Here is a 26,502-nt window from a genome sequence, read left to right as displayed (position 1 = left end):
GCCCTAAATTAGCTTGAACAACTTAGAGTTGAGCATCCTGGTCGTGAAGTCGACCACTCAGGAGCTTTTTTATAAAAAGGTCTCGTGAACTCATTTAATTCATATGGATTCAAAATCGCCTGCTCTAAATTACGTAGACTTGTTTCATCACCATTTTCTAGGTCATCAAGAACAAGTTGAACGATATAATTTCTTGGAATAAAGACAGGGTTTGATTCGTTCATAACTCCATAGGCAATCATAGGATCTACTCTTTGAAGCTTTTGCTCCCTTTGCCATTTCTTTAACCACATATCCAGACGATTTCTATCATCATTCGTTAAGTCTTTATAGAAGATGCTTTGCCAGTCAACTTCTTTGCCCTCCATCACATCCATTAAGCTGCGATAAAAGAGGGTCATATCTGCTTGAAGATCATATTGAAGATCAAAGAGTTCATCTATAAATTGACGCTCACAGGTTTTAAGTCCAACTTTCTTTGCTTGAATATCTTGATAGAAGTGATGGAACTTATCAGGAAAGCTACCCAGTTGTTCATCGAGGTTATCAAGACAAACAGTCTGAAGCGCCTCTTTTAATTGAGCAAGATTCCAATATGCAATATTGACTTGATTAATAAATCGGTAACGTTTTTCTCTGAAGTCAGTTGTATTTGGTGTCCAATTAGGATCGAATCGATCAAGCCAACCATAAGGCCCATAGTCGATAGTAAGTCCTAGCATTGATAAGTTGTCAGTATTCATCACTCCATGAACAAAGCCAACACGCATCCATTCACTCATAAGATAGGCCGTTCGGCGTACAACCTCACCAAACATTTCCTTAATGGACATGCCAGGAAAATAATTTTCTATCGTATAATCGATAAGTTCTTTTAATTCTTCGAGTTCATGGTTGGCCGCATGTATTTGATAATTCCCAAACCTCAAGAAACTAGGTGCAATTCTAGTACAAATAGCTCCTTTCTCGTAAGCAGCATTTCCATCATAGAACATATCCCTAAGGACATCCTCTCCGGTCTCAACAAGGCTTAATGCCCTTGTGGTTGGAACTCCTAAATGAAACATTGCTTCAGAGCAAATATATTCTCTAAGTGATGAGCGTAGTACGGCCTTACCGTCTGCTCCCCTTGAATAAGGAGTTAGACCTGCACCTTTAAGTTGAATTTCCATCCCATTTAATTGACCAAGACTCATGGCCCTGCCATCACCAAGCTGTCCGGCCCAATGTCCAAATTGATGGCCACCGTAGCGAGCAGCAATCGGAGTTGGAATATAATTATCTTGATTACCACTTAAAAGTTTAATCCAAAGTTCTTTATCTGAATCTTTAATTCCCATGGCAGAAGCTAGGCCATTACTCCAACAAAGTAATTTGGGATTAGGTGCTTTCTCAGGTGTAACTTTAGAAAAGTGTGCACCTGGAGTTTGTTGAGGACGACCTGTTAGCTGTTTAAACTCTCGCAGCCCCTGATAAATTTCTTCGAGTTTAATCATTTTTTGCCTCTAGTAATGTGGTGGCTTAAAGTCTTTAAGATTCTCAAGTGTCATCTGCTCAGCAGGACCGTCGCTCTGGGCGGCCACGAGATTCTTAACATGTGCAACTAATTCATCAATGATAAACTCTTGCTTTGTTACAACTTCATTTAGTTGGCCTAATAAATGATCATGATGACAAAATTTTTCTTCAAGATCGACTAATCTCTTTTCAAGTTCTTCTTTATTCATGTTTATTAAATACTACATTCCTTAAGTAGCGTCTATTTATTAGTCGTAGCTTACTGTACTTCTAGTAACTTAGAGAGGGGTCAAAAATTAGGATTTAATTAATCACTTCTATTTAAGATCATGCTAAAATATTTGCCATGAAAAAGAAGTGGAATTTTGCCACCAATTTTATCAGTCTCATACTGCTTGGATTTATAATTTACAAGCAGGCGCCTGCTGTCATGAATAACTTTAAGAAAGAGGGCTCTAATCTCAATCCAAAAGAATATCTTGATATCAGAACAAATGAGAAGATCAACTTTCCGTCTCAAAACGAGAAGGATCACTCTGTTGCGATCTTTTGGGCAACGTGGTGTGGGCCATGTAAAGTTGAAATGCAAAGACTCCATGACTCAGTATTGGAAGGAAAAATCAATCCACAATCAATCTACGCTATTAACGCATTTGAAACAGGAGTGAAAGTACGTCGCTTTATTAATCAAAGTCCATATAAGTTTCGTTTCATAAATTCTCCTTATGCAACGAGAAAGCTCCAAGTAAAGTCCACACCTACAACAATCTTTTTAAAGGGTAATAATGTCACTTCCATGAGTTCTGGTTTGAGCTTAATTGGTATTTGGCGAGCAGAAAAGCATCTGGCCACAAAGTAAGAACTCTCGACAAGAGTTTCTTTAAAGGCTAATATCGATTTATGGATTCAAATCAAAAACTTACATATACTAATGATGAAGGCCTAGAGGTTAAGACATCACAATTTTTAAGAAACCGAGGTTCTTGCTGTCGAACAAGCTGTCTTCACTGCCCATATGGATTCACTCTTAAGAATAACGATATCACTTTTAGAGATGTTGAGGCACAAGAGATAAAACTGGCACAAACAATTATGGATGAAAGTGCTGGTAAACAAGAAGAAACCTCTTCCATTGCGGCTTCACTCATGGGATCTGCATTTGGTGCACCTAAGAAAAAAGTTAATTCAATACAAATTAATGATGAAAATTATCACAATTATGCTTTTGCTACTTTAAAAGAAGTTGTCTTTGGGCTAATTGAAAAAGGACCGAATCAAGCAAGAAAGCTCTACTTAAGAGAGCACTTTAAAGAGCAAGGCCTGGATATCGACTTCATAAATTCAACGATTTAAACCTGTTCATTAAATTTACACCCCTAAAAACTTTTACAATCATACTCATCTGAATCTCTAAATAACCTATATTAACAGGGAATATTTGGAGAATTAGATGAAGAGAACCGCACTACTTTTAGTAGTACTAACTACATTAATTTCAAGCTTACAGGCCCAGGCCAGACACAGCGACTCAGACTTTCGTGAAAGACAACGTGAAAGAATGAAAGAACGTCGCAAAGAAAAAGAGCGCAAGAAGAAAATTAATCGAATCAACTGGTCTGCAAATTATCAGGACTTATTAAATGAGAATGGTCGCTTCTTTCAACGCCTATTTAGGCGTCATGATGCCGGTCGAATTATAGGTTTAGAGCTTATTATTGCATCAAGCTCTTGGTCAAATATTGAAAGTGGCTTTGGTCACACAATGCTTCGTTTTGTTGATGATATTGGAACTGAATCTGATGATGTTGTTCTAAGCTTTGTAGCAAATGTCGATAGTGTAAAGCTCAACTATGTAAAAGGTATATTTGGTGGATACCCAGTATTTCCTCAAGTCAAAAGTCTTCGTCTTTTTATGGATGAATACAATAACAGACAAAAAAGAGATCTTGATCGATACATTATTATCTCAAATGAAGAAATCAGAAATAACGTAATTAACGAGTTAAAAGAGCAATGGCGACAGATCGCTAAACACCGCATTGAAACACATAAAGGTGTAATGCAAGAAACTGTTGAAAAACTTAAAAGCTACTCTAGTGAAAAATATGGACAGGGACAATATGGAATCCTGCCACTGAGGTCGCAAACAGGGTCAATCTATGCCCTATCAGCAATTCCAAAGAAAACTGAAGGACAAGTAAAGACAACAGTAGAAGAAATCTTTCCTCTTCTTTATGACCTTCCACAAAGTAGTGATTTGGGAGATTATACTTTCTTTGCAAATAATTGTGCTGGAGCACTTGTAAACTTCTTTAAACAAGTAGGACTTCCATATCATAAGAGCCTTGGTATAAAAGGAAGAATCCCTCTAGCTCTACCAAAGTACTTAAAAAGAGCATTAGTTAATCCTTATCCAATTATTAAGATTAAATCACTAAGAGAATTAAAAGAAAAAGTTGTTGAGATACTTGATCTTAAAGATATTGATCAACTTCGATACGACATAAAACCAGAACAAGTTAAAGTGCTAATTAATAAGCTAACTCTTAATGAAATTAGAAAACTAAATGAGATTGTATCATTTGACCTAGCTGCCTTTAATGAATACAAGGCTTTTATCAAAAAAACAGACCGTATTGGATTTGATGAATTACATGGCCTAGAAAAGGTTCCAGCTAACCTCTATGAAATTTGTAATAACTCAAAATGCGAGTCTGAAATCAAGACAAGCTTAGAGTCATTTTATGGAAAAGGTACTTTAGCAAAGATTCAAGAAGAAGGACAAAAGCTTTCTAAAAGAGAAATTATTAAGTGGAAACGCGATCATCGAACAAAAAGAAGAGTTCGTGTCTACACTGACCCATACGAAGGACTATTAGTTAACAAAGAAATACTAGATCATCAAAAACGATTCTATCTTTTACATGAGAGATGGTAATTTTAGGAGGAACAATGAAAAAGTCACTTTTAGCACTTGGGCTACTATGCTCTATTGCAACAACAGCAGCACAAGCAAATTGTCTTGAGCTTTACAAAGAAAGAAATGATGCACCTACTGATAAAGCAATTGGTACGGCTGCAGCACTTAGTACAACAGGTGTAGCACTTGCCTGGGGTGGAACTGAGCTTGCATCATCAACAATTGCAGCAGGAACAGCTGTTTTAGCAGATTCAGATAATGTTATCATTGATCTTATCGCTCTAGATATTATTCATGATGGTATTACTTCAGCAACTGAAGCTGTTTACTACGGTTCATCAAGTACGCTTGCTGCCTCTGGTGTTCTAGACTCAAGTAGAAGAAACTTTAGCGGGCAAATTAAGCTTATCGAAGATGCACAACTTGCACCAAAAGTAACAGGGACAACTCTTGCAGAGTTTACTGAAGACTTAAATGACAAGCGCTCTGAAGATGCTAAAGTTTCAACAGCAGATGTTGCTAACGAAATCCGCATCGCTAACGATCGTCTTGAATTCTGTATTGATCCAGATGATATGATGTCTATGTCTGAGATTAGAGATTTCATCAACAAGCAACTATAATACTTGTCTATATCGTGGGCCAAATTCCTTGGCCCACTGTTTATTTCCTAAACACTTTTCAATAACTAAACATTCAATTATTTGCTAACACCCTATAATCACGATATGAACTTGGCATATCTATTGCAGTTATATATGAAATAGAAAAATCCAATCGTAAATCACAATTAGGGAGAAAGACGATGAAGAATATCTGTTGCCTAGCTTTAATGACATTAGTCGTTTTCAGTACGAATACACAAGCTGAAAGCTACCGTGGAAAGTTATTCAAGAAAGATGGTGTTGTGAAAGCAAAAATCCATATTGATGGCCAAGTCGACAACTTCAAAGTTACACAATTAAAATTCCCTAAACGCTACAACAAGTATCTCGATAAAGTCCTAGTCAACTCTCCTGATTATGTCTTTGAGTTTGATGGTGAGATCTCTGAGAATAATCTTATTATTGATAAGATGCCAAGAGTTGTTGCCGACTTAGAAGATCGAGTTGGAGTTCTTACAAAAAGTGCCGATGGTACATTCTATCTTAATGATCAAAAGGCTGAGTTTGGAAGAACAAAGAAGATTTACGGAACAAAATTTGATAAAAAATCACGTAACTATTTTGTTGGAAAGAAAGTCCACACTCAAGGTCACATGGAAGACAATACTTATATAATTAATGCAATTATTCCTGCAAACCTTTTCACTGTTGGTGATAATCCATATCCAGCAAATAAGAAATTCGAAAAGAATCCTTTAAAATACATTCTTAAAGAAATGCCAAAGAATAAAAATTCTCAATCACTTGAGCCATTTAGAGGAACTATTCGTCATCGTGATAATTATCAGGCCACTCCAGGAGATCACGTTTTTGTTGTCACTTTAAGTGGACGACAAGGAGATATTCCAGGTTCAGCAGCAGGACACTTTGCTATTGGAATGGGAGAAGTACAAAAAGACTTATCAATAAAAGGTGAAACATTTAATTTTTACTTTAAAGGTGAAAAAGAGGTTCTTGCTAGTAATACAGACCTAGTAAGTTACTTTGGTCACCTAATTCAAGGACAGGTTAATTACCGTCCAACTTATACACTAATTGGCTATGCTCGCTCAAAAGAAGATATGATGAAAGTTCGTGATATCTTTGAAGAACAACTACATCGAGTACGTACAGAAGAGGGTCTAGAAATTACTCCATTTTATAATTGTACAACGACTTCTAATGATACAATGAGAGAAATTGGAATCAAGGGAGCACATGAGTTTGCTATTAGTAATATCCTTGACTACCAATTTTATCTACCACTTAGCCAAAAAGCGCCAAAAGATGGAACTGATGCATCGAAATTATCTCAATTACGTTATATTCTAAAAAGAGATTCTGAGCATTACGTACCCAGAAAAGCATTTGAGTCTTTTGCTAAAGCAATGGTTTATCAAAGTAAGCGATTAAAGCTAAAAAGAACTGATTATATATTCTTACCTCAGACACCATCAGAGAGAAAGATGGGTGGTATATCTTATGATGAAGTACTTGCTGAAGGAAATAAGATTGTTAACTTCAGTAAGGCCAGAGATGAGAGAATTGCAAAAGAAAAAGAAGCAAGAAAAGTACTAGCAGACGAAAGCTCTACACAAGAAGAGATTAACGCTGCAAAAGAAGTACTAGCAAAAGCTCCTTCTAAAGAGGAAGATGAAAAGCAAATTGATGAGCTTCTCTATAGTATCGATTAATAAAATTTAAATACAAAATTAAGTTTCTCCTAAACTATATAAGTGTCACTATATAGTTTAGGAGTTTTCATGTTTAAGGCCCTATTTTTTTTGGTTATCACTCTCCCCTTTTTTACACTCGCTTCAGATGAAATGGAGTGGCCCACTCATAGTATCACCTTAACTTATGGTGTCTCTTTCCACGATAGTTCAATCCAACTTGGAACGCGCTCAGGTGGAGGCTTTATAATTGATACGGAGGATACCTTAGGCCTAAAAGAAACACAAAGCTCAATTCGACTAAACTATGACTGGCGCTTTAGTGATAATAAAAAGCATATTATGGCATTTTCCTGGTATCAGTATCATCGTAGTGGAAGAAAAGTACTTGCTGAAGATATAAAATATGAGGATAAAGATGGTAATGAGCAAACAATCCCAACTGGAACACTCATCGACTCAGTATTTAACTTTGATATCATAAGACTCTTCTATGCTTACTCATTCTTTCTTGATGATCGAATCAACCTCTCAGGTGGTGCTGGATTCTATGTCATGCCTATTGAAGTAGGTGTTGGTGAATCAGGACAAGCAAAGACCAAGAATAGCTTTGTTGCACCATTACCAACATTTAAACTCAAAGCTGAGATTAACTTAACTCAAAAATGGATTTTAAATAGTGAATTAAATCTCTTCTATATTAAGATAGGTAGTTTTTCTGGAAAGGTCTTTTCTAATAATCTCTATGCTGACTATCGCTTTGATAACGATTTTTTTCTAGGACTAGGTATCGAAGCATTTAAAATCGATATAAAACTAGATGAAGATAACACAATTTTTGAATCTGACCTTGATGGACGAGTAATCCTGGCCAATCAGTCACTGCTAATGCGTCTTAGGTATGATTTGTAGGAGTCTTATATATTTTTAAATATAGATCAATCCAGGCCAGAACCTCTTGTTTCTTCTTATTAAATTTTTCGACTTGTTTACTTGTTAAGGTTTTTTGAAATTCATCAAAGAATTTAAAGAAGTATTCATTATCTTTTAAAACTTGCTTTAAATTCTCTACATCACTAAAGTTTCTTTTCAATGCTACTTGGTAAGCTATTTGATCATCTATCTTTAATGTCTCGACAAATTTCTTTCTCCAAGCACTTGAAGCCTTAAGGTTTTCCTTCTTCTTTAAGTAATCCACAACAAGCTTTTCCACTAATATATCTTGCTTCGGTGTTAATTCACCAAACAATCTTGAAAGTCTCTCTATTCCTCGCTTTTTATAGCTTTTAAGGTCAGTTTCTCTTTTTTCATTTGCTTTTTTCTGTTTTTCAACAAGCTCCTTTCTTTGCTTACTATCAAGCTTAGAGAGCACTTCAATAGAAATAGCATTTACATCTTTTAGAACACGAGAATACGGAGGATATCCTTTCACGACTTGCTTTCTTAGAGAGTCTTTCGTTATATCATAATCAGCTAAGATTTTTCTTAAGATGATTACTTCTTTATGATGCTCAAAAAATGAAGATGTTACCTGAGATCGAAGTTCTTCTTCCTGTGCCTCATCTAATTCTAAATAGTCTTCAATTTTGTCACTGAGGAAGTCAGGAGCCTTACGTAGAATAGTTTCACGATAACTACAGCTCGATAAAAAAATAAATAGAAATAAGAAATATAGGACTTGTTTCATTTTGGGCACTCCACTTGTCGCCACTTCTTATCATTTACATAGCGAAGAGTGCGTGCATCCTTAACACCTGCTTCTTTTAACCAAATATCCCAACCCCACTGTCTCATAACAATATAGGTCTTTGGAAACTTATCACTTGTCACACAAGTATTTGCTTCTCTTTGAATTACAGTTTCGCCACCACAGCTTATAAAAAAAGCAAAGGCCAATAAAAGACTCATTAGAACCACTTTTCAACTTTAAATATAAAATCTAAAAAAGTATTATCTGCAACATAGAGATCATTGTTATTTATAAGTAAATTATAACGATCAATACGTTGATTAACTTTAAAGCTTATAATACCTAAACTATTTTGAAACTTAAGATAGTCAAATTCTATGTAATAATTTTGTTGAGTTGATTGATCCACATTAACTCTCTCTGTCACACCAGTGAGGTCAAAAGCGTCGGCCGAAAGAAAATTGAAGCCAACAGTCGCTCTTATATTCTTTGTCACTTTAGCTTGTCCCAGAAAGCCCAACAGAACCTGAGAACTGTCTTGTGCCTTTAATCGTTCATTATTAAATTCTGACTGATTAACACCACCATTGTAGAAGTTAGCACCAATGACACCCATAAATGAAAAAGTATTAAAATCAATACCAGTATACGCAGCAATCTTATAGTATTCTTGTCCATCAAAAGGACTTACTGTTCTATTTAAAGGAGTTTTAGAAGAATTAGTAGCACCCCATACAATAGAGGCTTCAATATCAAAGAAGACTTCATTTTCTTGAATTAATCGATAACGTAAATCAATGCTTGGATCATAGAATGCAAAAGGACTCTTCTCAGGTGTTTCACTATCATTTTCATCTTCTAGATGAGTATCAAAATCAGCTACTTCAGCATGAGTACTAAAAGCAATAAGAAAACGATCCGATATTGAATACCTATAGTTAATCCCAGCAACCAGAACAGAGCGATCAACCTCAAAGAATTCTTCAACGCCACCAGATCGATCATCAAATTCCATTTCATCCAATGACCAATAGATAGAATATTCTACTACACTCCCACCCTTTTCTGGAAAGCGATATAAGTAGTCTAGACTCTTAAGTTGGGCCATTGATGAAAAAGAGAAGAAGATCAATAGAATAGAAATTAGATAATTCATAGAGAAACCCCAATGCTTAGACCGTAACGGTTACGAATAGGATCAACAGTTGGAGTTAGAATTGCTCCATTCTTATTATTAAATCGATACTTTCCATTTTCATCAAAGTGAAACTCGTACATGAAATAACTCGTCAGAGATCCTATAAGGGCCCCAGTAGCGACATCTTTGAAGCTATGTTTATTTGCATCAATACGAGTCCAGCCAATATATGAAGCGTAAATAAGTGGTAGAGATGCAATGTAAATATTTTCATGAAACTTCTCGCTTCGATAAATATCCATACTCATCCACATCCCAACAGTAAAAGCATGAGTTGTATGACCACTTGGAAACGAAAGATAATTAGATTCATCTGGGCGCTGTTTATTTACAGCATACTTTGTACCAAAAGTTATCCCCTGAGAAATGAGCATAGACTCAGTAAAAACAAATGCTTTTTCAAAAGCGTATTCATCATTTCCAAATAAATAGTATCCATACATTCCAGCTGTTAAAACTTCAGGCCCATGATTACCTAGTTGGTATGCCCATACAGGAACTTCAATATCATCTTCGTTAAAGTCGTAATCACTACTATCGATTTCTTGTTTTACAAATTCAGGGGAAATTATGGAATATGTCACTAATTCGATAGCAAAGAAAGTAGCTAAGAATTTGATTTGGATTGGAGAAACATCCCAACGACTCTTACGGATATGCTCAGAAGGAGGTGAAAACGCAAAAGTGTGAATGGTCACAAATAAGAATAAGATACATGCTTTTAACATATATTAATGAGACCAAATTTTACTTTAATCGTCTATCTATTTTACTTTTTTTACGATGAAAAGAGATAGCATGCTACAAACTAAGAAGCCTATTGCGATAGGCGTTACCGTTTCATTATACAATTGCCCAATAGTGGAACCAATAAGAGCTGAAATAAGAATCTGGACAGAGCTTATAACAGAGTTTGCTGTTCCGGCAATATGCCCCATAGGCTCGAGGGCCAAAGCACTGAAGTTCCCAAAAAGTAGACCGAAGTTGAATAAACAAAGAAGCAGAAAACCATAGAATAAATAAAACGATGGATTTCCATTTGTGAAGTAAACAATAATATTAAATATAATTGCGACAATAGTAAGAACTGTAAGAGCTGTTTCACAAAGCTTTCTCATCCCCATTTCTTCAACAAGTTTTGAATTTAAAAATGAAGATAGTCCAATGGCCAATGCTAAAACACCAAAAGCAATTGGAAACTTATCACCTAGTCCATATTTTAATTGTAAAATTTGTTGGGATGAATTTAAGTAGCCAATAAAAGCACCAAATATTAAACCAGCTGCTAGAGTGTAACCAACAGTAGCAGGGTGCTTAACGGTTTCTAGAGTTGCTTCTTTAATCTTAGAAAAAGAAAGAGGCCTGCGATACTCTTCAATTAATGTTTCTTCTTGTCTCGTACTGAACCAAGCGAAATTAATGATCGCCAAAAAGATCATAAAGAGAAATATATCTCGCCATCCTCCAAAGCTTAGAATTAGTTGACCTAAAGTTGGCGCAAGCGCTGGAACGAGGACAAATATGATCATAATTAAAGACATCGTCTTTGCCATGACATTTCCAGAGAATCGATCTCTTACCATCGCTGTTGATATAATCTTAGCTGATGCTGCCCCTAAACCTTGTATAAGTCTTCCTAACAACATTAGATTAAATGTTGTTGCACTATAAGATATTATACAACCAAAGAAGAAAGTTCCTATACCAATATACATTGAAGGCTTTCTACCGATGGCATCAGAAATTGGCCCAAATAATAATTGCCCAATTCCCATCCCGATAAATATAAATGATATGACCATTTGGTTATCATTGGGATTAACGACACCTAAGCTATCTCCAATTAAGTTTAGGGCCGGTAACATCGAATCAATAGCTAGGGCCGCAAATGACATCAGTGCGGCCATTAATGCAATAAATTCTTTCTGACTTATTTTCTTTTGAGTTGCTTCAATATCTTGAGAAGGAAAATCCATTAACTGAGGTGTCCCATTTTGCCTGATTGGTAATCTTCAAAAGCTTGAATAATTTCTTCTTTTGTACTCATAACAAAAGGGCCGTGTGAAAATACAGGCTCATCAATTGGAACGGCATTCATTATTAAAAGCTCTGCCCCCACTTTACTCGATACCTCAACCTCTTGGCCATCCCTATGAAAAATTGCTAATTGATGTTCGTTAACTTCATTACCATTTAAAGAAATACTTCCCTTCCTAACGAGAACAAGTAAGTTTGTTTTATCTTCTAAAGAAAGCGAGAAGTTAGAAGCTTCTTTCATATCTGTTTGAATAAGATTTATTGGAGAATACGTTTTACAAGGACCCACTTCTCCTAAATAATTTCCTGAAACTAATTTTAGTTCAACTCCTTGAGCAGGATGAATCCTTGGAAAAGTTTCTCCCTTTACGCCTTGATATCTTGGCGACGTCATTTTGAACTCGCTTGGAAGATTTACCCAAAGCTGTACCATTTCAAAAACGCCACCCTCTTCACTAAACTTCTGAGAATGAAATTCTTCATGTACAACACCACTTGCAGCAGTCATCCACTGGACATCACCTTTTCCAATGACTCCTCCGCCACCACTTGAGTCTCTGTGCTCAACTTCTCCACCAAAAGCAAACGTAACGGTCTCAAATCCTCGATGGGGATGTTCTCCGACTCCACGTTTTGCTTTTGTTGGAGCAAATTTCTTAGGAGCAGCAAAGTCCATCATAAGAAATGGTGTCGTATATTTATAAAGATTATGTCCAGGATGAAACATTGTGTGGACATGAAAGCCGTTACCAACCCAGTGCTTAGGAGGTGGATCAATAATATATGCTAATTCTTTTTTACTCATAAAATCACCTATATAATTTCCGAAGGGCCAAGAGCGACAATTCGATATGGATTAATATCCTCATGGCTATAAAAATAATGTCTTTTAATATGTTCAAAATTCGTTGTTTCACTTATCGCCTTCATCTCATAAAGTTCCTTGAGATAACGAGATAAATTTTTGTAATCTTTTATTCGTTTAAGATTACATTTGAAGTGGGTCACATAAACGCAATCAAAACGAAGAAGAGTTGGAACCAAACGAAGGTCTGCTTCGGTTAACCTTTCTCCTAAGAGAAAACGATTTCCTTCTAACTTCTCTTCAACTTTATCTAAAGCATCAAACAAACTAGTAACAGCGGATTCATAAGCTTCTTGCTTCTTTGCGAAGCCACTACGATAAACTCCGTTATTTATATTTGGATAAATAAAATCATTTAGCTCATCGATTTCACTAGCTAGCTCTTTAGGATAGTAATCATCAGTATTACCTGTTAGCTCATTAAATTCTTTATTAAAAATACGAATAATCTCAGATGATTCATTATTTACGATTCTCTGTGTCTTCTTATCCCATAAGACTGGAACAGTAACACTAGTACTCACTTCTGGATCAGCTTTAGTATAAATCTCTTGCAGGTAATTTAGGCCATATAGGTCATCTCCAGTGGCCCCTGAAATATTAGTTTCAAAAGTCCACCCCATATCTAACATATCTGGAGAGACAACACTTACACTGATATGCTCTTCAAGCCCCTTGAGCTTTCGATAGATTAAAGTTCGATGGGCCCAAGGACAAGCGTAGCTTACATAGAGATGATAGCGGCCAGACTCAGGCTTAAAAGTGTCGTGATCTTTTGAAATCGTATCTCTAAATGATCGAGGAATACGATCGTAAGCACCATCATCATCACTTGTTATGATTGAGGTTTTTATCCATTTTCCATCTACTAAACGTCCCATTTCGACTCCTTTTATTTACTAAAAGAATAGTGGGAATTCCGTCCTATTAAAAGTACATATATTTTAAGATTTTGTACTAAAAATAGATCATTTGGTATTGAGCTGACCACATGCGGCCAAGACATCATCACCCTTGGTTGTACGAACAAGAGTTGGAATAGAGTAAGTATCGAGGATTTCTTTGAAATTAAGAATATTATCTTCTTTCGGACGCTTGTATTGTGTTCCAGGAAATTCATTGAACGGAATCAGGTTAATAAGGGCCCTTCTATTTTGAAGCAAGTTCCCTAGCGCTCTAGCATCCCTTTCTCCATCATTTAAGTCCTTAATTAATAAATATTCATAAGTAACAAATTGCTTATATCTTAATGGGATATTATCAATGTACTCGAGAACTTCTTCTAATGGATAGCGCTGATTTATTGGGATAAGTTCATTTCGTATCTCATCAAATGCAGAATGTAGAGATAAGGCCAGATTAACTCCAGGTATTTCATCCTTCCATCTCTTTAATCCCGGTATATATCCACTTGTTGATATGGTAATTTTTTGATGGCCAATTGAAGTTCCATATTGTGAAGTAAAAATATCACATGCTTTTTTCACCTCATCAAAATTATGTAGAGGCTCACCTTGTCCCATGAAGACAATATTTAAGATGCGCTCTTCTCCAGGGCGATTCTCCTTAAGCCAATGCCATGCCGCTAGAAACTGACCTATAATTTCATAGGCCTTAAGGTTTCTTTTTAGGCCCTGCTTACCAGTAAAGCAAAAAGAGCATTTCATCGCACAGCCAACCTGAGAAGACAGACAAATCGAATACTTCTTATGAAATGGAATAAGAACACTTTCAACTTTATTACCATCTTCTAATTCAAAGAGAAATTTAACGGTACGATCGTTGGCCTCTTGAACCATTGCGATTTTAGGCAAAGAAAAACTTAAGTTTTCATTGATAAAACTTAAAGTTGATTTCGCAATATCTTGGATTTCTTTGCTATATGCGTTTTTCTTCTTATAATACCAATTGTATAGAAGGTTTGCGCCAGACGAATTTAGGCCTTTAGAACTCAATAACTCTTGTAGCTCAAGGAATGTGAATTGAAAGAATGATTTTTTCACAGGGCAACAATATAGAATTTCCCTTTGTCCGTCTAGCTCAAGGGAAGAAAATGGAGAAAAAATGAAATATATAATCATTTTATTACTGTCTTTAAGTTGTTTTGCATCTGAAATAGGTCTAAAGGCCGGTGAGAAGGTCCCAAATCTAGCTCTAAAATCTATCACAGGAAAAGAATATCAATTAGATAATTTAGATAAAAAGACCGCTCTGATTTTCTATCGTGGTTCATGGTGCCCGTACTGCATAAAGCAATTAAAGAGTGTGCAATCAGAAGTTATGAGTAAAATCGACAAGAACTCTCAAATCTTAGTTATAAGTGTCGATCGAGCTGCAGTTGCAAAGAAAATGAAAGATAAAAATAAATTCACTTTCGATGTTATTAGTGATCCTAAAGCACAAAGTTTATTGGCCTTTAATATTGTGAATAAAATTGATGATGAACTCGTAAAGAAATACAAACAATCATATCAAATTGATGTTGAAGCAGACTCTGGAGAAACACATCATATGGTGGCCCATCCTGCAGTATTTGTTATAGATGGAGATAAGATTACTTATAGTGATATCCATATTAATTACAAAGATCGTACAAAGAATGAAGAGATCATAAAAGCACTTAGTTCTAATTAATAAAGTAGCTTGCGATATTGCCATCAATAATAATGAATTGATCTTTTTCAAAGATAACCACTCCCCTGTAGTCACCATTAACAGGCAAGAGAATAGATCCAGTAAAAGAAGAGAAATTATTATCTGAAATAATGATTTCTCTATTATCAGGAGCAAGTCCATAGGCAATGGAATCATAGATTTTCAAACTCGTCACATGAGGCTGAAATTCACTTTCATTAGTAAAGACTTCCTTTTCACTACTAAGCATATAGTCTATTGAAGAAAATCTTGTCGCAATGATCTTATTGAACTTCTTATTAGGAACACTTAAGGTAACAAATTCATTTGTTTCGCGATCAAAGCTTAAACTTTGAATATATGCATATTTAGAGCGTACTGTTGAAAATCGTCCTCGCCTGGTTTCTAAAATTCCATCAGTACCATCTTTAAAAGACGCATATTGATTCTTTAACTTAGCCTCTTTATCCAATTTTAAAATGACATAACTCTTATTAATTCCCGTAACCATTAATCGATTACGATCAATAAAGGAAACTGCTGTAAGAGTCTTTATTTCGATACTAAAGAGATTATCCAGGTGGACGTAAGCTTTTATATCACTTAATTTATCATCGAGGATATAAACGTAGAACTGATCTGTAACAAGAGCAAATAGTTTCGATTTTGGATGATAATCAATGTCTGTAATATTACCAATGATCGTTTCAGGAAGTTTTACTTCCTTAACTTTGATTAACTCATCACCGCTTTCAAACATGGCAATATCTCTTTTGGCCTGAGTCTTAATAACTGGCTTTTCCACATGATACTTACCACGTAAACTCATAGGACTAAGAATATTTGACCACGACTGTGTCGACCATTTCCAATCTTTTGGAGTCCAAGAAAAACGTATAGGATCACTTTGACCAATAAATGGTGGTGGCCCAACTTGTGTAATCGCTTGTATGGAGTTAATTCCAAGAACGATGAAATAGATAATAAAAGCACTTCCCTGCAGCTTAGTAAGGTATCGTACTTCTCCGTCCTCGTTATCAACAAGGTTCCCTCCAAAGAAGCCAAGAATGATGGCCAAGCATATAAAAATCATCCAATAAACAAAAATCCCCCAACTGTATGTATGGAATCCTAGAATCTCAAGTGCAAATCCCTGTCCAATATCTCTTAAGAAATGACCACCAGTGTGGCGTAAGGCCATAAAGATTCCAATTGCACAGTAGAAAATAAGTAAGGCCAAGTACTTTGGTCTTAGGCCGTAGCGCAAAATAAAGAGTGTAGTCAAACTAATGAACATCATAACAGCTCTTTCTTGCCAACAAAGAATACAAGGGTTATCGCCAAATCCGAAACCTAAAACAATACTTGCGATACCAATAGGTAGTACAACCAGAGCAATCGTTGCAAGAGAGACAATATTGTAAAAGCGCTCAGTTTTGCCTGACATTAGTAATTCCCTGGAGGAAGGATCATATGCTTAGTCGCTACAAACCAAACAAAGAACATAATAAAAGTAGCTCCAATTAAAAGATTTTCGGCCCTTTTTTGAAATTGAGGCCTACGCCAAATATAATAGGCCGACATAATCAGTAAAATAATCTCTAAGAATTCCATATATACCTCCTCAATGAAATACTTTGTTAGAAAATCGGAAGAAATATTTTCTTAGATAAGTTAATTTCACTTAAATTCGAATTGCCCTTAAAATTAAAGCTACCCCAAAGGAGAATTTATGAAATCGATAATCTTAAGCGCACTTATTTTTGTATCACTAAATACATTGGCAGGTCTTACACCTAAAAGAAAAGAGCTATACCATTGCGTAAATTATGACATGAGCTCGAAAGTTACTGATGCAATAATTTATGAGTCGCGATTTGGTCGAAATACTCCATTTCATGAAGTTGAAGTATTCGTCGATGATCTAAATCAAAATAATGAGTATTCGTTTATAAAGAAGGTAAATTATATTCATAAATACAACAAGAAAGTGGAATCGTTTACTACAGGAAACTTTCGTTTTCGCCTAGATCATGTTGCCCCAGGGATTAATGGTAATATTTGGACATTTGCTAGAGTTCCAGAACATGGAGTTCACTCTTTTGATTGGTCTTGTAAAGATATTAAAGAAAATAAATAAAAAAAGGGGCCAATGCCCCTCTTTTCTCACATCAAGTTAAATTGAAGAAGAAAGTTAAGCCTTCTTAACTTTCATTGCACATGGGCCTCTTTTTCCTTCTCCAATCATATATGTCACTTTGTCATCATTAGCTAATTTGTTACCTGATTCGACAGCAGAAATATGAACAAATAAGTCCCCGTCTCCTGTATCTGGCTTAATAAATCCAAAACCTTTTGCTTCATTAAAAAATTTAACCTTTCCCGTTTTTAATTCATTTTGTAATGCTTCCATAATCATCCTTGTTTTTCCCTTTCTCAGTGAGAAGTAATTTATATTTGATAAAGAAAGTTATCTCCCTAATGAAACAATATGAGAATTTAAGATAGGTTAATTTTTCACACAAATATAATCATGACATCCACATGCTACGGCCACTCCACCTTTTTCCTGACATCGCTCAGCGAATGCCTCATCTTCAGTAAAAATTTCTGTACAAGATGTTCCTTCCTTCATAGGGTGACAAGATCTTTTCATTCCCTGGCGATCAACACCAACAACTGTCTCTGTTTCATATTCAACGCAAACAAAATTGTGGCATCCACATTGAACGGCCTTAAATCCTCTTGCACGACAGTCTAGTCCATGCAAATCACCTACTTGAATTTCCATCGAACAATAAAGAGGCTGTACCATACGCAAACAACTTGACTCATTACCATTAACATCAATACCTGTGACAATACTGTCTAGCCCTTCGTTTTTTACAGCAAGGGCATCATTTGGAATAAAGAAGTTTAAAAGAAATACAACTAAAAAAAATAAATATGATATTTTCATAAGGCCTCCTAAAAGCATTATTATTAGAAGGCTCTTCGACATGAGTTTTAAATCTCGAAACTAAATTATGTTAAAGATTCAAATTAAGTAGCGATCTTTTTTCGTAATATAAACGGTAGTACAAAGATTGGAAGAACTGTAAATACCACAACGATGATTGCTCCAGCAGGAAGATCAAGAACATAACTCAAGGTCATACCAATAAAGCTAAGTATCGTTCCTATGACCCAACCTAAAAGAAGTTGTCCTTTTAGAGAGCTTACAAGATTGCTGCTTAAAAGAGCAGGTACCACTAGAAATGAGAAGACAAGTAAAATACCTGCAATCCCAACTGAGGATGTTATCACAACACCAAATAGAGAGAAGAACACAAAGTCCCAGAAGCTAGATGAGTCTGACTTTTCCATACTAGCTGCTATTATTTGTTTTCTAAAAATATAATGAATTAAAGCAACAATTGAGTAGATCACCCCTGTCTTTAGAACATCCATCCATGTTACCCAAAGGATTTTTCCAACAAGGATTTCTTTTATATGTTCAGCTCCATGGGCCATCATATTAACAACTAAAAGAACAGCAGATGAAGCAAAAGCATAAACAAGGGCAATTAGAACTTCTTGCGAAATATACTTTTCATACTTCTTTGCCCATGCAAAATATCCTGCTGCTACAAACGTGAAGCCAAGGGATATAAAGTAATTAAGTGAACTATGGTGATCTAAATGAAAAAGTAATGCGACAGTTGATCCAAGACTCGCAACTTGAGCTAATGAAAGATCAACAAAAATCACCCCGCGCTTAAGCACATGTAACCCTAAATAGCAGTGAATCCCCACCAGGATTAAACACATAACAAAAGGAGCTGCTAAGAACGAGATGATTTCCATATTTATTCCTTTAAAGCTTTAGCTAATTCATCATATAGAGAGAAAATATCTTTTGCCTTATCATTTCCATTTACGGCCACTGGTACGATATTAATTTTAACATCTTTAATGCTCGTTTTAATTCGTTTTGCCACACTAGAATCAAAGTAATTTTCAACGACAATAGTTCTAATCCCCTCTTCTTTCATCTCTTTTATCACTTTAATGATATGAGACGCTGTTGGAGGAATTCCAGGTTTAGGCTCAAGAACATTCTTAATATGAATACCAAACTCATCTAAATAGTAAGTTAAAGTTCTGTGATAAGTGATAATATGAGTCCCACTCTTAATTACACTTTTTAACTCTTTAATCTTGCTCTTCATTTGATTCTCAAAGCGCTTGAAATTTTCTTCATAGCGAGATGTATTTTTTGAATCAATAAGAGAAAGCTTATCCTTAATGGCCTTTGCAACCTCAAGGGCCTTAGTTGGAGAAAGCATAAAGTGAGGATTTCCTTCAGGGTGAACATCACCTTGAGCTCGACTAATCTCTCCCTTATGCTCTTGCTTTAATGAGACAATATCTGCTGCTTCAAGACGTCCTCTTTGGCCATCTCTAATACTAGGGTTTCGACTTCCTCTAATAATTAAAGGAAGCCATCCACTTTCAAGACCTGCACCAATATTAACGAGAAGATCAGCTTTTGCTAATTTAAAAGTATAGCTAGGCTTAGCTTCTAAGAAATGTGGGTCTTGAGTCCCTTTAGCAAGAGAGAGTACCGAAACACTCTCTCCACCTATTTTTTCTACAACATCTGCTAAATTAGTCGTTGTCGTCACAACACGTACTTGAGCGAGACTTGCTATTGAGAAAAAACTCAATACAAAACAAATCAATAATCTCTTCATCTTCTATCCTTTAGTATACGTGGGCCGGATGGGCACCAATACTAAAGCTTAGCTGGAGAGACACTCTTTTCTCAGGGCGATCTTCACCATCATGAATATCATCGTATTGTACTCTTAGAGACGAGAATTCAGTAGGAACAAAAGCAATTAGGCCAGTATAAACATTTGTATCTGTTAGGCTCTCATCAGCAAATAAACCTAGGAATTCATACTGAGCTTGCGCATACCAACGTTGTGCTAACTGATAACGGAAGAATGTTGAAACACCGCCGTTCTTTAACTCATTTTCACCTTGAATATCTTTGTGAATGAATTCTGTCGACCAAACAAATGAAGAGTACTTCCCCTTCTTAACTGGTTTCCACTTAAAAGTAAGATCTGAACCAAGAACAGTCGTACGGTTTCTTAATTCAGTTGGTAAGCTTCTGTGATTATAGTATAGACCAGAAAGCCCCCACTCTAATGTTAGAGACTCAGATAGGTCCCAAAGGTTTTTCAAGTTTGCAACTGTTGCAATTGAGTGTGGATCCTCATGAAATAATTCTTCATTTGATGGTTGAATGAACTGAACTGTAAGGTCACTAAACCATGGAAGTGGAAGCATTGTTGAAACGCCAACTCCAACTTCATTTAGACCTTCTTCACCAAACATATACTCTTGAACGACACCACGATAAATAAATGGCTGTGCGTGCGTATGAACCATATTATACTTACCAAATTGAGTATAGAACTTACCAATTTTAACCGTCACATCAGGAATTGAAATCGTTTCAGCAAAGATCTCTTCTGGTTCAAAAGCATAACCATGGCCTTCATGTCCAGCTTCTTCCTCTACTTCATGTTCAGGGTGAATTGCAAAAGTTGCTTCTGCTCTAAAGTATGCATCAACATCTGCACTAAATTGAATTTCTGCTTCTTGTAACTGGAAGCCGTCATGATCATTATCACGAGCAGAGTTCTTATAAAGAGTTAGTGCATTTAGGCCAATTGATGGATTAAAGCCGTTTCCTCTCGATGTGTCTGATAATGATGTTGATTGAGCTGATGCACTAAGAGCACCAAGTGTTAAAAGTGATGTAATAATATAATTCTTCAAAGTAACCTCTTTGTTATTTCATAAATAATAAATAAAAATTTAAATTAAATGGGATTATGAAATAAGACTAGGAGGACCGCGAAGAGTGATAGAAGTTAAATCTAAATAGAAAAGTGGTTCATCAGATGTGACAAATGGCCCAGCAACTTCAACATCAGTCGCTCTTACAATTAAAGTTGATTCAAGATCAGGAGAATCAAGACAGCTGATTCTTTTTCCATGAAGACACACGCTACAACTATCATGGATATTTGATATTTCATGAGAGTCATCGTGGGTATGAATCGTTGCAGCTAAGAAGCTTGCAAAGAATGCAATTAGTAATGTAAGTCTGGCGTAACGTAACATCAGACAAATCTTATCAGGAAGCTTTAAAAAATGTCTCGTTTTTTTTCAACAATAGCAAATATTTAGATGCGCAACATCTGACCTATAAAGAGGTTATTTGAAGATAATGAGTTACGTCTTCTAATTTCCCTCGCCGTCGTGTTATACAGTCTTGCAATGCGAGAGAGGCTATCTCCTCTTTTAACGCGATAACGAAATGTACGGACACCTTTTGTTACATCAAGTTTTTGCCCTATATAAATTCGGTTAGAGTATAAACCATTTAAGCGTCTAAGATAGGACACAGATAATCCATGACGTCTTGCAATCTTTCCTAAGAAGTCATTCTTCTTAACAAAGTATACTTTCTTCCCAACGACACCCTTGTACTCATCTAAGCGTAGAGTTAGTTTTTGTCCCGGATAAATGCGACTTCCTTTAATTCCATTAATTCTTTTTAATCTTTTTAAGGAGATCTTATACTTTCTAGCGATACGAATTAGAGAATCCCCTCTTCTAACTCTGTAACGAGTTGGAAATGAGTTTAATTTTCCCCACTGACGATTTGAAGAAAGCTTCTTTTGAATTTCTTCTACGTTTGTATAGTCATTTCGAGGAAGCCAAACAGCATAACTTCTAATCCAATTAGGTGTTCGTTTATATTTTAAAGCAGGATTAATTCTTTCTAACTCTTTACGATCAACTTCAAAGTGCTTGGCTACTTCAGCTAGCCTTACACCGCCAGGTACTTCAATAAGCTTTAAGTCAGGATATTTTTCGACTTCAGCAATTGCATTTGTATCAAAGCCAAACTCTTCCAAGTTTTCTCCAACATAGGCAGCGGCCAAAAACTTTGGAACATAATTTCTCGTCTCTCTTGGAAGAAGTTTACGATCAACGAGCTCCCAAAAATTTCTCGTTCTTCCCTTCATAATGGCACGAAGAACTCTAATTTCACCGCAATTATAAGCTGCAATTGCAAGCTCCCAAGAATTGAAGACATTATATAAATCTTTTAAATACTTTGTGGCCGCTTCAGTACTATGAATTGGATCATGTCTTTCATCAACTACGCGATTGACTGCTAAACCATAGCGACGGCCAGTTCCCTTAATAAATTGCCAAGGCCCAACCGCCCCAGCATGTGACAATGCTCTTTGATTAAATCCACTTTCAATTAGAGGAAGATAATATAGCTGATAAGGTAGCTCCTCTTCTTCAAGAACTGTTTGAATTACTTCTTTATAATACATCCCTCTTTCAATGAAGCGCTGAAACCTTTCGCGGTCTTTGGAGGCAAAATAAGTGATCCATTTTTTTACATGCTTATTCTGATATAACTCCATCTCATGGCGAATATCATCGTCGTATTCATAAGAAATAGTATTACTACCATTATTGATATCATTACTTTCAACGCGCTTTGGAGACTGTCCACAGCTAATGATGATTGATAGTGTTGATAAAATTATTAAAGTATTAATTGATTTTGACATTTTAGTTTTCATAGAGAAATTCTACGATGAAATAAATGACAAAAGGAATGCAGTATTGGCCTAATTAGACAAAACCAAAACCCTCAAGTTTACTTCAGTAGCTCATCTGAGACGTCTGAGACTTCAATCTGAAGATCAACATCTTCATAGCGCTCAGGAACATTAGAAAGCTTCGCCTGAATTAACTCTTCAAGTTTTCTAATTGAGATAAGTCCTTCATCAGACTTCTTCCAAATCGCATATAAAGACATTCTAATTGGCTCACCTACGCGAAATGTCTTAATACCTTCATAATCCTCTAGTGGATTCTTTGGTAAGAACATAACACAACGGCCACGGGCACATAGCTTATGAACAAAGTCCAAATGATCGCTATAGACCTTTTCCTTTGGAACAATTCCATTCTTTCTAAGATGCTGATAAATAACTTTATTAAGAGTCTTATCCCAATTACTTTCGGCAAATGGAATATTAACTAGTAGGTCCTTGTGATCACGGAACTTTCCATAAAGATCATTTGAACAGCAGAATACAAGCTCGAATGAGCCAATTTCAGCAACTTCTAAGCTTTTTCTTTTCGGCTTTCTTAGAGAAATTCCCCAGTCAATATAACCTTGTAACAGGTTATCAACGAGAATATCATGTCCAACTTGGCGAAGTGTATTAACGGTACCGTATTGAGTGTAGAGGTCCCAATATTGAGAAGCGAACTCTGTCGCTAAGTCGTGAGAAATTGTTTCTTCTATTCCGATAGAAACTGGGTAACCACCAACAACATCTTCCGAGAAATGTTCAAGAAGTTTACTTCCCTCTTCAAAGATCCCCTTAGTGCGCTCAAATAATTGCATCCCTTCTTGAGTAAGGGTTAGGCCTTTTGAGCTACGATTAAAGAGCTTCATATTGAATTTATTTTCGAGGCGTTTAAGTTGTTCACTTAGTGTTGGAGACGAGGTTCCAATAATTTGTGCGCCTTTTTTTAAAGACTGGACCTTTGCTACTTCATAGAAGCAATATAGGTGGTTCCAATTAATGTCCTTGAGTTTCTCCAAGCTTATACCCCTAATCATTAAATTCGTCTCCTAGCTTAACAAGTTGAACATAAATTAGCAAAAACCTAAGTCTAGGTCCTAACTAACTAAAAATAATCAATTCTTTTGATTTTTTAAGCTTCTAAGAATTAGAAGAAATTGGGAAAACTTGGTTTAGAACGAATAAGACAATTTTTGTCGTGCGTTCAATAAAGTTTTGAATTAATTTTTTAAACATAATAACTACCTTTCTTGTTTACTAATATTAAACTTGTGGAAATCGATACCTTCTCTTTGGAACTCTGCATAAAGCATTGTTCTCATATCGTTTCTAAGCTCCCATGCTTCTGATGGGTTTTCCGCCCAAGCGGCCAACCAGCATTCAACAGCATCTTTTTCTAAATTCATCACCCACATTGTTGGGTCCTCAACATCGCAATAATACGATGATCTCTTTGCTGCCATTGTTCCTATCTCTTTAACCCTTTCAAGGTCCGTTCCAGGAGCAATGAAAAATGAAATATGGGTCCAAACAAAGCTGTCATTAATCGTGTAATTCAAAATTTCTTTTTGTAGAAGTTTTGAATTTGGAATAACAACACGAATCCAATTCCATTTTTTTACAACTGAATAAGTTAGTCCGATCTCTTCTATAATCCCGTAGTTATCATCTATCGTTACTGTATCTCCAATCTTAATAGACTTGAAGAAAGATATAATAACTCCAGCAAAGAGGTTCTCTAAAAATGGTCTTAGAGAAAAACCGGCAATAACTGAAACAATTGCTGCAATCAATGAGACATAGACTGTTGGAATCTTTCCAAGATAAGGAATTGAAACAAAAATCGACCAAAGAATAAAAATTAGTATTGGAAGTGCTCTTGTCATAAACGAGAAGCGGCCTTCAATACCTTCAGCTCCCTGTGACTTTAATTCCTTCTCCTGATCATCAACCGGAGAATCTGTCTCAACGGCATCAATGATATCTCTTCTCTTGATGCCTCTTAATTTCTTTCTCTCTACTCTTTTAATATTTAAAAGAACAAAGAAATACCCTCCTAAAAATAGGAGGGTAACTGTAATAGGATATAAATAACTAACTACTAAATTCTTGAGATCCATCATTTCCAAATTCTGCCGCTTGCTGAGTTCTGGCGTCTTTCACCTTGTTAGATGAAATTATATCATTGAACTTCGTCTGTGACAGAACTAGGTAAGTTATTAGACCCATAACAATTCCTGGTGCAACTTCATAAATGATTCCACCAAGGCCTTGTACCATCCAAATAACTGTCGTAGCACCACCAATTACCATCATGGCAATTCCTGTAAACTCTGAAACCTGCTTCTTCATTGCATAAATAAAGAGTAGAGGTCCAAAACAAGCTGCTAGAATCGACCAAGAAAGAAGAACTAATTCAAATACGTTCTTACTTCCATATAGCGCAACAACTAATGCAATAATTGTTGTTAATGCTGTCGCTAATTTTGTTAAATAAACATTATCTGATTTCTTTGGCATTAAATCTCTCGTAAATGCCGCTGAACAACTTAGTACCTGAGAGTCTGCTGTCGACATTGTTGCTGCAAAAATACCAGCTAGAACAACACCAATTAAAATCTCAGGAAGAAGCAATTGACTCATCATTGGAAGAGCAAGTTCAGCATCAAAGTTAGCTGAATTTGGCAGAAGTAATCTAGCTGTAAGCCCTGCTCCAATAGTCATAACAGTAAATGCGATGAACCATGCATAGTAATACATTCTTGTTTTATTCATGTGTTTCGTATCATCAATAGTCATGAAACGAATCATAATATGTGGCTGGCCAATTACACCAAATCCTGCAAATACCCATCCAAGGATAAAGAGGAAGACACCAGAGGCACCGCCAACTTCAAGGCCTGTTGGCATAAAACTTAAATAACCAGGTGAAACTGCATTTAGCTTATCAACATATTGTCCATAACCACCAACTTCGTTAACACCTACTACAAAGAGCATACCCATAGCGACAATCATAACGAAAGACTGAGCAGCATCGGTCCAAATTGAGGCCCTAATACCACCTGATAGACAGTAAGCGAAAACAATAATGGCACCAATAATTGCACCAGTACTATAATCCCATCCAAAGAGAACATGTAGTGCTTTTGAACCGGCCTTAAATTGGGCAGCAGCATAAACACCTAAGAAAATAAACGTGATTAGACCCGCAATGAATCTAAGTTTTTTAAAGCTTGTTCCTCGTTGCCATCTTGATAATACCCCACCGAAACTTAATAAATCTTCGGCTTCTGTTACTTCTCTTAGCTTCTTATGAACAAACATACTCATGATGTAGTCACCAACAATCCAACCAATCATAATCCATGAAGACTGAATCCCGCTGGTGTAAGTATAACCAATTAAACCAATGAACATGTAACCACTGTTGTTTGTGGCAACCGCTGAAAGAGCGGCCATCCAAGGAGGAGTGTTATGTCCTGCTAGGAGATAATCTGAGTTGTTTTTCTTACTTTTAAAACTTGAAGAAACTCCAATCAATGTGAACAGGAGTAAAAAAAAGAGGAAACTGTAAACAATCATTTAGCAATCCTTTCTTTTTGAGCCCTTTTCTTTTTCGACTTGTACTTAGT

At 36.0% G+C, this 26,502-nt stretch carries 30 protein-coding genes; 8 read left to right on the top strand and 22 right to left on the bottom strand.

Annotation, left to right across the window (positions count from 1 at the left end):
• Positions 1 to 8: 8 nt before the first annotated feature.
• Both ACMAZI_RS13590 and ACMAZI_RS13585 read right to left on the bottom strand, forming a co-directional pair.
• Positions 9 to 1,496: a protein adenylyltransferase SelO gene (locus ACMAZI_RS13590; protein WP_412474308.1), complete on the bottom strand. Its 1,488-nt coding sequence runs from the start codon at positions 1,494 to 1,496 to the stop codon at positions 9 to 11.
• A gap of 9 nt (positions 1,497 to 1,505) precedes the next feature.
• Positions 1,506 to 1,727, bottom strand: coding sequence for a SlyX family protein (locus ACMAZI_RS13585; RefSeq protein WP_412474307.1), 222 nt, complete (start codon positions 1,725 to 1,727; stop codon positions 1,506 to 1,508).
• Positions 1,728 to 1,948: 221 nt separating this feature from the next.
• Here ACMAZI_RS13585 and ACMAZI_RS13580 point away from each other — a divergent pair, with 221 nt between their 5' ends.
• The 6 genes from ACMAZI_RS13580 (at position 1,949) to ACMAZI_RS13555 (ending at position 7,667) form a co-directional block, all read left to right on the top strand.
• Positions 1,949 to 2,377, top strand: coding sequence for a TlpA family protein disulfide reductase (locus ACMAZI_RS13580; protein ID WP_412474306.1), 429 nt, complete (start codon positions 1,949 to 1,951; stop codon positions 2,375 to 2,377).
• A 41-nt stretch (positions 2,378 to 2,418) separates the two neighbouring features.
• A complete protein-coding gene (locus ACMAZI_RS13575) occupies positions 2,419 to 2,871 on the top strand; it encodes a DUF5522 domain-containing protein (RefSeq protein WP_115360876.1) in 453 nt (150 codons plus the stop codon).
• Between the two features lie 97 nt (positions 2,872 to 2,968).
• On the top strand, positions 2,969 to 4,456 hold the full coding sequence (locus ACMAZI_RS13570) for a DUF4105 domain-containing protein (protein ID WP_412474305.1): 1,488 nt from the start codon (positions 2,969 to 2,971) through the stop codon (positions 4,454 to 4,456).
• Positions 4,457 to 4,470: 14 nt separating this feature from the next.
• Positions 4,471 to 5,061 carry a hypothetical protein gene (locus ACMAZI_RS13565; protein ID WP_115360880.1) on the top strand — a complete coding sequence of 197 codons (591 nt, stop codon included), beginning with the start codon at positions 4,471 to 4,473 and terminating at the stop codon, positions 5,059 to 5,061.
• A gap of 182 nt (positions 5,062 to 5,243) precedes the next feature.
• The gene (locus ACMAZI_RS13560; RefSeq protein ID WP_115360882.1) at positions 5,244 to 6,776 is read left to right on the top strand and encodes a hypothetical protein; all 1,533 of its coding nucleotides are present in this window, start codon (positions 5,244 to 5,246) and stop codon (positions 6,774 to 6,776) included.
• A 69-nt stretch (positions 6,777 to 6,845) separates the two neighbouring features.
• Positions 6,846 to 7,667 carry a hypothetical protein gene (locus tag ACMAZI_RS13555; RefSeq protein ID WP_412474304.1) on the top strand — a complete coding sequence of 274 codons (822 nt, stop codon included), beginning with the start codon at positions 6,846 to 6,848 and terminating at the stop codon, positions 7,665 to 7,667.
• Here ACMAZI_RS13555 and ACMAZI_RS13550 read toward each other — a convergent pair.
• The 8 genes from ACMAZI_RS13550 to rlmN form a co-directional block, all read right to left on the bottom strand.
• Positions 7,651 to 8,442 carry a hypothetical protein gene (locus ACMAZI_RS13550; RefSeq protein ID WP_334679130.1) on the bottom strand — a complete coding sequence of 264 codons (792 nt, stop codon included), beginning with the start codon at positions 8,440 to 8,442 and terminating at the stop codon, positions 7,651 to 7,653. The two genes, ACMAZI_RS13555 and ACMAZI_RS13550, sit on opposite strands and share 17 nt — an antisense overlap.
• The gene (locus ACMAZI_RS13545; protein ID WP_115360890.1) at positions 8,439 to 8,663 is read right to left on the bottom strand and encodes a hypothetical protein; all 225 of its coding nucleotides are present in this window, start codon (positions 8,661 to 8,663) and stop codon (positions 8,439 to 8,441) included. Before ACMAZI_RS13545 ends, ACMAZI_RS13550 begins: the two co-directional genes overlap by 4 nt.
• Positions 8,663 to 9,601 carry a hypothetical protein gene (locus ACMAZI_RS13540; protein WP_120404473.1) on the bottom strand — a complete coding sequence of 313 codons (939 nt, stop codon included), beginning with the start codon at positions 9,599 to 9,601 and terminating at the stop codon, positions 8,663 to 8,665. The genes ACMAZI_RS13545 and ACMAZI_RS13540 overlap by 1 nt, the downstream gene beginning before the upstream one ends.
• Complete coding sequence (locus ACMAZI_RS13535; RefSeq protein WP_120404472.1) at positions 9,598 to 10,371, bottom strand: phosphatase PAP2 family protein; 774 nt, start codon at positions 10,369 to 10,371, stop codon at positions 9,598 to 9,600. The genes ACMAZI_RS13540 and ACMAZI_RS13535 overlap by 4 nt, the downstream gene beginning before the upstream one ends.
• Positions 10,372 to 10,407: 36 nt before the next feature.
• Positions 10,408 to 11,619, bottom strand: coding sequence for a multidrug effflux MFS transporter (locus tag ACMAZI_RS13530; RefSeq protein ID WP_115360896.1), 1,212 nt, complete (start codon positions 11,617 to 11,619; stop codon positions 10,408 to 10,410).
• The gene (locus ACMAZI_RS13525; RefSeq protein WP_115360898.1) at positions 11,619 to 12,485 is read right to left on the bottom strand and encodes a pirin family protein; all 867 of its coding nucleotides are present in this window, start codon (positions 12,483 to 12,485) and stop codon (positions 11,619 to 11,621) included. The genes ACMAZI_RS13530 and ACMAZI_RS13525 overlap by 1 nt, the downstream gene beginning before the upstream one ends.
• Before the next feature lie 8 nt (positions 12,486 to 12,493).
• Entirely contained in the window at positions 12,494 to 13,426 is a 933-nt protein-coding gene (locus tag ACMAZI_RS13520) for a glutathione S-transferase family protein (protein ID WP_115360900.1), read from the bottom strand.
• Between the two features lie 87 nt (positions 13,427 to 13,513).
• Positions 13,514 to 14,548: a 23S rRNA (adenine(2503)-C(2))-methyltransferase RlmN gene (gene rlmN, locus ACMAZI_RS13515; RefSeq protein WP_412474303.1), complete on the bottom strand. Its 1,035-nt coding sequence runs from the start codon at positions 14,546 to 14,548 to the stop codon at positions 13,514 to 13,516.
• Between the two features lie 61 nt (positions 14,549 to 14,609).
• Between rlmN and ACMAZI_RS13510 the strand changes: the two genes are divergently transcribed.
• The gene (locus ACMAZI_RS13510) at positions 14,610 to 15,179 is read left to right on the top strand and encodes a peroxiredoxin family protein (RefSeq protein WP_115360902.1); all 570 of its coding nucleotides are present in this window, start codon (positions 14,610 to 14,612) and stop codon (positions 15,177 to 15,179) included.
• Here the strand turns inward: ACMAZI_RS13510 and ACMAZI_RS13505 are convergent.
• Together ACMAZI_RS13505 and ACMAZI_RS13500 are read right to left on the bottom strand one after the other, a co-directional pair.
• Positions 15,172 to 16,626 carry a disulfide bond formation protein B gene (locus ACMAZI_RS13505; protein ID WP_115360904.1) on the bottom strand — a complete coding sequence of 485 codons (1,455 nt, stop codon included), beginning with the start codon at positions 16,624 to 16,626 and terminating at the stop codon, positions 15,172 to 15,174. The two genes, ACMAZI_RS13510 and ACMAZI_RS13505, sit on opposite strands and share 8 nt — an antisense overlap.
• The gene (locus ACMAZI_RS13500) at positions 16,626 to 16,793 is read right to left on the bottom strand and encodes a hypothetical protein (protein ID WP_158536828.1); all 168 of its coding nucleotides are present in this window, start codon (positions 16,791 to 16,793) and stop codon (positions 16,626 to 16,628) included. The genes ACMAZI_RS13505 and ACMAZI_RS13500 overlap by 1 nt, the downstream gene beginning before the upstream one ends.
• Positions 16,794 to 16,911: 118 nt before the next feature.
• Here ACMAZI_RS13500 and ACMAZI_RS13495 point away from each other — a divergent pair, with 118 nt between their 5' ends.
• Positions 16,912 to 17,319 (top strand): hypothetical protein, encoded by a 408-nt coding sequence (locus ACMAZI_RS13495; protein ID WP_115360906.1) that lies wholly within the window; start codon positions 16,912 to 16,914, stop codon positions 17,317 to 17,319.
• 54 nt (positions 17,320 to 17,373) lie between these two features.
• Here ACMAZI_RS13495 and ACMAZI_RS13490 read toward each other — a convergent pair whose 3' ends face one another.
• The 10 genes from ACMAZI_RS13490 to ACMAZI_RS13445 form a co-directional block, all read right to left on the bottom strand.
• Complete coding sequence (locus tag ACMAZI_RS13490) at positions 17,374 to 17,592, bottom strand: cold-shock protein (RefSeq protein ID WP_115362277.1); 219 nt, start codon at positions 17,590 to 17,592, stop codon at positions 17,374 to 17,376.
• 96 nt (positions 17,593 to 17,688) lie between these two features.
• Complete coding sequence (locus tag ACMAZI_RS13485) at positions 17,689 to 18,138, bottom strand: hypothetical protein (RefSeq protein WP_115360908.1); 450 nt, start codon at positions 18,136 to 18,138, stop codon at positions 17,689 to 17,691.
• Positions 18,139 to 18,221: 83 nt separating this feature from the next.
• Complete coding sequence (locus ACMAZI_RS13480) at positions 18,222 to 19,025, bottom strand: metal ABC transporter permease (protein WP_115360910.1); 804 nt, start codon at positions 19,023 to 19,025, stop codon at positions 18,222 to 18,224.
• A gap of 2 nt (positions 19,026 to 19,027) precedes the next feature.
• Complete coding sequence (locus tag ACMAZI_RS13475) at positions 19,028 to 19,915, bottom strand: metal ABC transporter substrate-binding protein (RefSeq protein ID WP_412474302.1); 888 nt, start codon at positions 19,913 to 19,915, stop codon at positions 19,028 to 19,030.
• Positions 19,916 to 19,925: 10 nt separating this feature from the next.
• On the bottom strand, positions 19,926 to 21,014 hold the full coding sequence (locus ACMAZI_RS13470; protein WP_412474301.1) for a hypothetical protein: 1,089 nt from the start codon (positions 21,012 to 21,014) through the stop codon (positions 19,926 to 19,928).
• 54 nt (positions 21,015 to 21,068) lie between these two features.
• Positions 21,069 to 21,362, bottom strand: a complete 294-nt coding sequence (locus tag ACMAZI_RS13465; protein WP_334679124.1) for a hypothetical protein — start codon at positions 21,360 to 21,362, stop codon at positions 21,069 to 21,071.
• A gap of 62 nt (positions 21,363 to 21,424) precedes the next feature.
• The gene (locus tag ACMAZI_RS13460; RefSeq protein ID WP_412474300.1) at positions 21,425 to 22,849 is read right to left on the bottom strand and encodes a LysM peptidoglycan-binding domain-containing protein; all 1,425 of its coding nucleotides are present in this window, start codon (positions 22,847 to 22,849) and stop codon (positions 21,425 to 21,427) included.
• 77 nt (positions 22,850 to 22,926) lie between these two features.
• The gene (locus ACMAZI_RS13455; protein WP_412474299.1) at positions 22,927 to 23,886 is read right to left on the bottom strand and encodes a LysR family transcriptional regulator; all 960 of its coding nucleotides are present in this window, start codon (positions 23,884 to 23,886) and stop codon (positions 22,927 to 22,929) included.
• Between the two features lie 222 nt (positions 23,887 to 24,108).
• Complete coding sequence (locus tag ACMAZI_RS13450) at positions 24,109 to 24,990, bottom strand: mechanosensitive ion channel family protein (protein WP_412474298.1); 882 nt, start codon at positions 24,988 to 24,990, stop codon at positions 24,109 to 24,111.
• Positions 24,962 to 26,452 (bottom strand): sodium/proline symporter, encoded by a 1,491-nt coding sequence (locus ACMAZI_RS13445; RefSeq protein WP_412474297.1) that lies wholly within the window; start codon positions 26,450 to 26,452, stop codon positions 24,962 to 24,964. Before ACMAZI_RS13445 ends, ACMAZI_RS13450 begins: the two co-directional genes overlap by 29 nt.
• Between the last annotated feature and the right edge of the window lie 50 nt (positions 26,453 to 26,502).

It is taken from the genome of Halobacteriovorax sp. YZS-3-1, assembly GCF_047084945.1.
Classification (GTDB): domain Bacteria; phylum Bdellovibrionota; class Bacteriovoracia; order Bacteriovoracales; family Bacteriovoracaceae; genus Halobacteriovorax_A; species Halobacteriovorax_A vibrionivorans.
Note: the sequence above shows the minus strand (reverse complement) of the source record. Positions and strands in the feature narration are given on the sequence as shown.